Raw genomic sequence first — 9,784 nt, forward strand, 5'->3', positions numbered from 1 at the left:
CACAACTTTTTCTCCTTCATAATCTTCATTGTCCAAAGCATCCATTAAGTCATCAAATGATTGTACAATTTTACCTGGAACAAATGATTCATAAGGTTCATAGAAATCACGCGTTGTAATATAATCTTCTAAATCAAATGCATAGAAAATCATTGGCTTTTTAAATACTGCATATTCATATATTAATGATGAATAATCACTAATCAATAAATCTGTGACAAAGAGTATATCATTAACTTCTCGATAATCTGAGACGTCTACAAAGTATTTACGATGTGCACGTGAAATATTCAATCTGTTTTTTACAAACGGATGCATTTTAAATAATACAACCGCGTTATTTTTCTCACAGTATCTTGCTAAACGTTCGAAGTCTATTTTGAAAAATGGATAATGTGCTGTACCATGTCCACTACCTCTGAATGTTGGTGCGAAAAGAATGACTTTCTTATCTTTAATGATTGGCAATTCTTCTTCCATCTCTTGTTTAATTTGTTTCGCATACGCTTCATCAAATAATACGTCTGTACGTGGCACACCAGTTGGCACAACATTTTCTTCCTTAATACCAAACGCTTCAGCATAAAATGGAATATCAGTTTCCGATGATACATAAGCTTTTGTATAGCTACGATGATTTAACGAGTCTATAAATGGTCCACCTTTTTTACCAGTACGACTAAATCCAACCGTTTTAAAAGCACCAACTGCATGCCATACTTGAATAATTTCTTGTGACGGTCTAAAACGTACGGTATAAATCAACGGATGGAAGTCATCAACAAAGATGTAATCTGCTTTACCAAGCAAATAAGGTAATCGGAATTTATCTTTCCATTTACGTCTATCTGTAATGTTTGCCTTAAATACCGTCTGTATATCGTAATCATAGTCTACTTTTTGGCGTAGCAATTCATCATATACATATTTAAAGTTCCCAGATAAATTCGGTCTTGAATCTGATGTGAATAATATCGTCTTACTTCTTTTAATATGAAGTAATTTTGTAATATTGAAAATAGCTTTGAATAAAAAACTACGACTTTCAAATGATGCTTTATGTCCTTGTTTATGAATCCAGTGCGCACCTGTTGCTATCATCCCTGATTTTTCTTGTGGAAAAGTAATCTGAATATCAAATACAAATTCATTTACATCACTCGCTATTTCTGGAGTAATTGTGTAAACCGTATGTTGTGACACGCCACCCTTGCGAAATACTTTAGTTTCATTCGCTAATAAATAATTGATTTTCCCATTTTGCGTCGTCAGCTCATCATATTCTTCAATCTGTTCCTCGTTTAAAGATGAATAAGCTTGATCAGTAATATTTGGATTTAGTTGTCCAATGTAATCTAATTGTTCATGATAGATAAATAAATATTTATCCATAGGCAAATAGTAGCCATCATCTAAAATTGCAACATTAAATCTACATTTAAATGCATTTCCATCTATAACTGTTTCATTCGCTTCTAACGTCTTCGTCTCAGTTAAATTTCTTAGTACAAATTGTCCACTTTTAAAATCTAAACCTTCACTATGTCCTTCAATATATAACTGCACACGTTCCCAGTATATTTTGTCAATATGTATTGCTTGTTTCATTTTTGTCATTGTCATTCCCCCATAGGTTTGTTAAATCGTCCATTTCAACACTGTTTTTCCCCAAGATGTCGATAAATCCATTTCAAATGCTTGAACGATATCTTGCATCGTACGTACATCGATTTCATGTCCTTTTAACAGTGCTAATTTTTCAACAATATCTGGATATTTACGATATAAATCAACTACTTGCTCGAAATCTTTAGAACCACTTCGACTACTACCAATTAGCGTTAAGCCTTTTTCAAGCACTAAACGTGTATTTACTTCTACAGGTAATTCACTCACACCTAACAAAGCAATACTGCCTTCTGCTGAAATGTGCTTAACGATTTGTTGAAGTGCTACTTGGCTACCTTTGCCCCCAACGCATTCAAATGCATGGTCAATCATAAAATCATGTGGTATTTGATTTATTGTATAAACTTCATCTACAAATGAAAAATGACTTAATTTGTAGTCTGTTTTACCAAATACATAAATTTTAGCTTCTGGGTATAACTTACGAAGCAAAATAGCTGTAATATAACCTAAGTTGCCATCGCCCCATATACCAAAACTATTTTTCAATGGAATGGATTTACGTTCAAATCGTTGAATGGCATGATAACTTACTGAAACTAATTCTGAATAAGAAATCGTACTTAAATCGATATCATCAGGTAATGGAACAACTCGATCATGCGCCATTACCACATAATCTTGCATGAAACCATCATAACCACTTGATCTAAAATAGCTAGTAGTTAAATAGTTTTCAGCTATAACATCATGTTGTTCTACAGGCGTGTTCGGTACCATAACTACTTTCGTACCTTTTTCAAATACCCCTTTACTATCAAATACAACTTCACCAACAGCTTCATGAACCAATGACATTGGTAATTTTTGGCGCAGTACATTTTCATCTCTACGACCTGTGTAATATCTTTGATCTGCTGCACAGATTGACAAGTATAACGGTCGTACAATGACATGATTATCATAAATATCAACATTATTATATGTAACATCAAATTGTCTCGGTGCGACGAGTTGGTATACTTGATTAATCATCGGCAATATCACCTTGAATAATGGCGTTTGCTACTTTTAAATCATAAGGTGTTGTCACTTTAATATTGTATAATTCACCACGTACTAATTTAACTGCATGACCTGATTCGACAATAATTTTACATGCATCTGAAAGTATTTCTTTTTGAGCATCACTTAAGGCTTCATAACTCTCTTGTAATAGTTTAATGTTAAAAGATTGCGGTGTTTGACCTTGATACATTTCATTGCGCACTGGAATACTGTGTATATACTCCCTATCTTTAGACATCACAATTGTATCAATAGCTTCAATTACCGTATCTACGGCACCATGTTCCACAGCCACTTGAATATTTTCTTTAATAATACGTTGTGTTAAAAATGGTCTTACTGCATCATGTGTCACAATCACATCGTCATCATTAACACTATGATTATTACGTATGTGCTCAATGATATTCATGATTGTTTCATTACGATCTGTACCACCAGCAACGACTTTGACGCGTTCATCAGTAATACTATATTTCTTTAAAATATCTTGTGTGTGTGAAATCCACTGTACTGGCGTCGCAATAATTATCTTTTTAAAATCATTCACTAAAACAAACTTTTCAATTGTATGGATTAAAATCGGTTTGTTATCGATATCCAAAAATTGTTTTGGCAATGGGACATTTCCCATTCTTGAGCCAATACCTCCTGCTAAAATACCTGCATAAATCATGTTGTCCTCCATTCTGTCATTACATCATTTTTTATCAAATGTTACCGACTATCTATTCTTGATTTAATTCAGTACATGATATACCGTATCTCATCATTATTGTATTGCGACTTAGTTGTCACAATAGTGTGATAATTTTTGATAAAAATAATATTTTTGTAACTGACAATTCTAAGCTGTTATGTCGTGCAGTTAATTATTAACGCTGACGATATTTCATTGTTCATAAAGCTCATGCTTATTTATTTTCAAATTCATTATTACTGCCTTTATTTTAACACATATTATAATAAATTTATCTTATTATACGGCGATACCCGATTTTCAGTATTAAAAATATGGAAAACGTCATATTCAGAAGCTTATTTTACATAGAATGAACCGATTCACAAGTATATGTTATACAAGTGAACCGGCTGTTTTAAATCAACACTTCATCAAAAAGTGAACCTTGAATATGGTATCTACAATTCTTGCAAAATAGAAATCTCATCAAATTATATTCTTCAATATATAGTAAACATCACTTTATCAAACGTTTCTTTTTTATTTACTAACTTATCAAATGTTTCTGGTCCTTTTTCTAAAGGTAAATAATGTGAAATTATTGGCTTAACATTTATATCTTTCGTTGCCATATAACTTAATGTCGCTGTCCATTCTTGTCCTGGAAAATGACTAGACAAACCGTTCCATGAACCATATACCGTTAATTCGTTACGTAAAATTTTTTCAAAGTGTACTCTTTCTATATCAATATCATCATAAGGAATGCCTAATAGTACTACTTCGCCACCTTTTTTTGGTAACGTCAGTATTTGACCAATTGTTACTTTTGCACCCGAAGATTCTATCGCTAAATCGATTTGGTTTGCGTAATTATTTTCAATAAATGCCTCAAGGTCTACATCTTTCGAATTAATTATTTGATGTGCACCTAATGATTTCGCAATATCTAATTTATGCGCATCTATATCTATAGCAATGATATGTGTAGCACCAAAAATGCGTGCCCATTGAATTGCTAACAATCCAATGCTGCCACATCCCATCACTGCAACTGTCATCCCTGGTTTTATATTCGTCTTATAAAATCCATGAGCTACAACTGCTGAAGGTTCGATCATTGCCGCTTCTATAAAATCAACATTTTCAGGTACCTTTATAATATTTTGTGCAGGTAATTTCACGTACTCCGCAAATGACCCAGGTTCATAAGAACCAATGACATATAGCTGTTCACATCGTGAAAATTCACCTTTCAAACAAAAATCACAATCGTAACAAGGTATCGCTGGGCACCCAGTTACTTTATCACCGACTTTTACATGCGTAACATTACTACCAATTGCTTCTACAACACCTGAAAATTCATGACCAAATGGCATACCTTTAATATACGGTCCCATCTTTTTATAACGCGATGTATCTGAACCACAAATACCAGTTGCTCTAACTTTAACAACAACATCATTCGATTCCTCAATGTCTGGCTTAGCACAATCCTCATATCTTAAATCTTCCACACCATATAATTTCAAAGCTTTCACTTGTAAACCACCTCAAATTTGATTTAATTCACAACTTTATTCTTTTTAATAATTCCTGTTGCAAAATAACCTGCAATGACGATGGAATTACTTACAAGTAAATGTTCCATGTAGAAATCAGTAATTTGTCTCAATGGTCCAAGCATAAATGTTAACATTGATTCAACCATATTGATTCACTCCTTAATTGTTATCGAAATCGAGTGGCTTTAGTAGTGCTTTAATACCCTCACCAGATTTTAAATGATAATAAGCATCATCCCACTGTGAAATGTCATATATATTTGTCACTAATGCTTCAGCATCAACCAACCCATCTGCCATCAGTTGTAATGAAGGTTCCCAATCAGCAGGTTTTTGACTTCTGCTACCGACAACTGTTAATTCTTTTTGAATCACTTTTTCCATATCAAATGGGATTTCAGCATCTTTAAAGATACCAATCTGGCTATATGATCCTTTTTTGCGCAAAATATCTAAACCTTGACGTGCTGCTGGTACTGCACCTGAACATTCAACAACAACGTCTGCACCGTAACCATCTGTCAGGTTATCGATATATGTTTTTAAATCTGTTTGTTGCAAATTAACAACATAATCCATGTGCAATTGTTCAGCTTTATCTAACCTTACTTTGTCATTATCTAAACCTGTTACCACTACAACTGCGCCTTTACTTTTCAACACTTGTGCTACGAGTAATCCGATTGGCCCAGGTCCCATCACAACTGCTACATCGCCTGAATTGACTTGAATCTTAGAAACGCCATGATGTGCACATGCTAATGGTTCGGTCATAGCAGCAGATTGGTATGATACTGCATCTGGTATATGATGCAAACTTTCTTCACGTGCAATCACATAGTTTGTAAATGCACCATCTACTTGTGTCCCGATACCCTTTCGGTGATTACATAAGTTATAATCTTTTGATTTACAATAGTCACAATCGTTACAAACATAAAATGTCGTCTCAGATGTAACACGGTCACCAATTTTAAAATCTTTAACATTTTCGCCAACTTCAATAATTTCGCCAGAAAATTCATGCCCTAATGTTACTGGGAAATTGACTTTATAATGTCCTTCAAACGTATGAATATCTGTACCGCAAATTCCTGCATAATGTACTTTAATCTTCACTTTATCATCTAGCGGTGTTGACACTTCTTTATCAAGAAGTTCTAAGTTACCATGTCCTTCTCTTGTTTTTACTAAAGCTTTCACCACAAACACCTCGATTTTTAATTAAATAAACTAAATAGTTTGAAAATAAGATAGTTAACAATATTACCGCCTTGGTCTATACTTGAAATTTCAGATGATCCCTTAGGCATTTGTACATTGGTACCTTTCGCCATATCTGTAAAAATTGGTGCAACGTCTGTCGCAATATATAATGAGATAGCAATCATAATCGTACCTACAATAACAGAATGGATAATATTACCTCTTGCAGCACCAACGATAAATGCTACAACAAATGGAATCGTTGCTAAGTCACCAAATGGTAGTACTTGGTTCCCTGGTAAAATGACTGCTAACAACACAGTGATAGGAACTAAAATTAATGCTGTCGAAATAACTGCTGGATGACCTAAAGCTACTGCTGCATCCAAACCAATATAAATTTCACGTTCTCCAAAGCGTTTGTTCAACCATGTTCTTGCGGATTCTGATACAGGCATTAAACCCTCCATTAAGATTTTTACCATTCTAGGCATTAACACCATAACCGCTGCCATTGACATACCTAAATTAATAACATCTCCAGGTTTATAGCCTGCTAACAAACCAATTCCCAATCCTAAAATCAAACCAACGAAAATCGATTCTCCAAATGCGCCAAAACGCTTTTGAATCGTTTCAGGATCTGCATCTAATTTATTCAGACCAGGTACTTTTTGTAATAATTTAACTAAGTAGATACCTGGTGCATAAGAGATTGTACTTCCCGTTGCAATCGATACACCTGGCAAATCAAAAAATTCACTCATCATTGGTGCAGTCCAATCTGCTACTTTTAAGCAGATAACTTGGAAAATAACTGCTGCTAATAACGCTTGCCAAATACTGCCTGATACAGCATATACCATTGCTGCTGTAAATGTGTAATGCCAAAAATTCCAAATATCAACATTCATCGTTTTAGTCATTTTAGTTACTAGCAATACAACGTTGACTACAATGCCGAGTGGGATAATAAATGCTGCTACTGAAGATGCCCATGCAATAGATGACGTTGCTGGCCAACCTACATCAATTACATTCAGACTGACACCTAAATTTTTAACCATTGCTTGTGCAGCTGGCCCTAAGTTTTTCACTAATAAATCGATGACTAAGAAAATCCCTACAAAAGCCACACCTATAGTTAAACCAGACCTGAATGCTGCTCCAATTTTTTGTCTAAAGAATAGTCCAAGCAAGAATATGACAACCGGTAAAATAACAGTTGCACCTAAATCTAAAAATCCCCTTACAAAATCAGTGAAGTAACTCATATTTAAACCCTCCCTGTTATATCTACATACTTACACTACATTTGAATTGTGTTGGTTATTTATATGCAAATTGCATATAAATAAATGTCATTGACCATAATCACAAATCAATCCGTACTATTTTTGTAGCTCTGTTAAAATTTGTTGTTTTGTTTCTTCAATGCCGATACCAGTTAAAAAATTACGTGCATTAATGACTGGGAATTTATATTCTTTCTTTGTCATAGCTGTTGTAACTAATAAATCCGCTGTATCTTCATAAGGTCCGACTTCCGTAATTTTAATTTGTTTAATATCTACTTTAATATTGTGTTCCTTTGCCATTTCCTCAATTGCATTATTTACTACTGTTGATGTTGCAATACCTGCACCACATGCGACTAATACTTGTTTCATTTTCAATTCCTCCAGTTTTATTTTAGTTATATTCCAAATATTCATTGATAATTGTTGCTAAAGCTGCTCGGTCATTTGTTCGTAGAATCTGTTCTAATTTTTCTTCACTTTGAAAAATTTGCATCAACTGCTGTAATAACTTAAGTTGATCATCTACTTTGTCCATAGCTAACATAAAGACAATTTTCACATCCGTCTGTTGATCAAGTGTCCCCATTTCAACAAACGGTACTTCTTTTTCTAAAATAGCCACACCTATCGTTCTATTATTAATATGTTCTACATCTGTGTGTGGTATGGCTACTGAACAAAGATGTGTCGGTAATCCCGTCGCAAATTCTTCCTCTCTTTGAATGACTGCATCTTTAAACGTTGATTTTACAAACCCGTTTTGATACAACACATCTGACATTTGTGATAATACTGATTCTTTATCAGTTGCCGACAAATTGAGTATTATATTCTCTTCATGGATTAATCGGTGTCCCATCCATTTCCCCTCATTTCTTTATTTGAAAATGCATTTAAAACCTGATTCACATCATAATTTTTACGACTTCGAATAATTTGATTAATTGCATCTTGATTTTGTGCTAAATCTCTTAATTGTAGTAATGCTCTTAAATGCGTCACTTTATCAACAGCAGCAATCGGTACAATGACATGAATCGATGTGCCATCTGACATTTGCAGAGGTTCTTGTAATACGAGCATGCTCATCGCGGTTTTATGAACATAATGTTCAGAATAAGCGTGTGGAATGGCGATGTTTTGCATGATTACCATATACGAATCATCGAATGCTTGTTGCATCTCATTAATATACTGCTCATCAATAAAATGATTTCTGACCAAAATGTCACTCGCTTTTGTAATTGCTTCATCGATATTATGGACACGATGTGCTCGCACTATATGTCTTGCTGGTATTAAATCTACTAAATCTAATGTCTTACTTTGGGTAACAATAGAGCCATTAATTGTCGAAATAGAATTGTAATTCGCAACAAAATCTTCAAGCCCTTCACGCAGTTCACTTATGTCATTGACAGTTGTAGTTCGTTCAATCAACGTCATTAGCTTATTAATTTCTTTTTCAATATCTGCCGACTCTTTATTGATATACTTCATTACTTCTTTGCGTAATTTACGCTGTTCAATTTTGGATAATGCTACCTTTGTGATAAACAATTTTTTATGCGTTAATATGAACATTGGTGAAAAGACAATATCATAATCGAGTGCGTAATTTTCAAATGTTCTAAGTGAAATCGCATCTAAAAAAATGATTTCTGGAAATAAATTTCGTAATTCATATAACATCATTTGTGATACTGATGTGCCTTGAGTACATACAATAATTGCCTTAATCTTTCCATCAAAATTTTCATCTTGACGTCTCAAGCTACCTCCGAACAACATTGTTAAATACGCAATTTCATTGTCTGGCAAAGATTTTCCGAAATATTCAGTTAATGATTGACATGATTGTTTCACCATATGAAATAACGATTTATAATTTCCTTGCAAAGGATCTATCAATTCATCGCGATCCGTCAGGTTATATTTAATTCGATAAAAAGCAGGCGTTAAATGTAACAATAATTGATGCGAAAGTTTCTCTTTATCTTCGATATTAATAAACGTTATTTGCTCGAAATGGCGAATCATTTGTTCAATAGCTACATTTAAATTCGACAAGTTATCTGATTCTTGCAAATCAGTCCATTGAACACTAGTTGATAACAGGTGCAATGTTAAATATAGTTTTTCCGCTTCTGGTACCCCAAGTTCGTCTTGCGTCATAATTTCTGTTGCTGCGTATTCCTTCGTATCCCTTAAATATCGATAATTAATATTTAACGGATTAATGACATGCCCATTTTGAATTCTTCTACGAATAACACATAGAACATATGGCAATGAACTCAATGATTTATCAATAAATCGGCTTTTCAGAA

9 protein-coding genes and 1 pseudogene are annotated in these 9,784 nt (G+C 33.8%); all 10 read right to left on the reverse strand.

Annotation, left to right across the window (positions count from 1 at the left end; genetic code table 11):
* Positions 1 to 1,617 (reverse strand): teichoic acid ribitol-phosphate polymerase TarL (tarL, locus tag CD116_RS07900; protein ID WP_240625108.1); only part of this gene is annotated, 1,617 nt, incomplete at its 3' end.
* Positions 1,618 to 1,638: 21 nt separating this feature from the next.
* Complete coding sequence (locus CD116_RS07905) at positions 1,639 to 2,664, reverse strand: alcohol dehydrogenase catalytic domain-containing protein (protein ID WP_047548799.1); 1,026 nt, start codon at positions 2,662 to 2,664, stop codon at positions 1,639 to 1,641.
* Positions 2,657 to 3,373 (reverse strand): D-ribitol-5-phosphate cytidylyltransferase, encoded by a 717-nt coding sequence (locus tag CD116_RS07910; RefSeq protein ID WP_047529213.1) that lies wholly within the window; start codon positions 3,371 to 3,373, stop codon positions 2,657 to 2,659. The genes CD116_RS07905 and CD116_RS07910 overlap by 8 nt, the downstream gene beginning before the upstream one ends.
* A 506-nt stretch (positions 3,374 to 3,879) precedes the next feature.
* The gene (locus CD116_RS07915) at positions 3,880 to 4,923 is read right to left on the reverse strand and encodes a galactitol-1-phosphate 5-dehydrogenase (RefSeq protein WP_047529211.1); all 1,044 of its coding nucleotides are present in this window, start codon (positions 4,921 to 4,923) and stop codon (positions 3,880 to 3,882) included.
* Between the two features lie 23 nt (positions 4,924 to 4,946).
* A complete protein-coding gene (locus CD116_RS07920) occupies positions 4,947 to 5,093 on the reverse strand; it encodes a hypothetical protein (protein ID WP_047424105.1) in 147 nt (48 codons plus the stop codon).
* A gap of 13 nt (positions 5,094 to 5,106) precedes the next feature.
* The gene (locus CD116_RS07925; RefSeq protein WP_047448847.1) at positions 5,107 to 6,150 is read right to left on the reverse strand and encodes a zinc-binding dehydrogenase; all 1,044 of its coding nucleotides are present in this window, start codon (positions 6,148 to 6,150) and stop codon (positions 5,107 to 5,109) included.
* Positions 6,151 to 6,167: 17 nt separating this feature from the next.
* On the reverse strand, positions 6,168 to 7,427 hold the full coding sequence (locus tag CD116_RS07930; protein WP_047548803.1) for a PTS galactitol transporter subunit IIC: 1,260 nt from the start codon (positions 7,425 to 7,427) through the stop codon (positions 6,168 to 6,170).
* Between the two features lie 117 nt (positions 7,428 to 7,544).
* On the reverse strand, positions 7,545 to 7,823 hold the full coding sequence (locus CD116_RS07935) for a PTS sugar transporter subunit IIB (RefSeq protein WP_000815795.1): 279 nt from the start codon (positions 7,821 to 7,823) through the stop codon (positions 7,545 to 7,547).
* A 22-nt stretch (positions 7,824 to 7,845) separates the two neighbouring features.
* A complete protein-coding gene (locus CD116_RS07940) occupies positions 7,846 to 8,313 on the reverse strand; it encodes a PTS sugar transporter subunit IIA (RefSeq protein WP_047448842.1) in 468 nt (155 codons plus the stop codon).
* Positions 8,298 to 9,784, reverse strand: a pseudogene (locus tag CD116_RS07945) (BglG family transcription antiterminator); the annotation flags it as partial. The gene CD116_RS07940 and the pseudogene CD116_RS07945, both read right to left, overlap by 16 nt.

This window comes from Staphylococcus schweitzeri (assembly GCF_002902405.1).
GTDB lineage: Bacteria > Bacillota > Bacilli > Staphylococcales > Staphylococcaceae > Staphylococcus > Staphylococcus schweitzeri.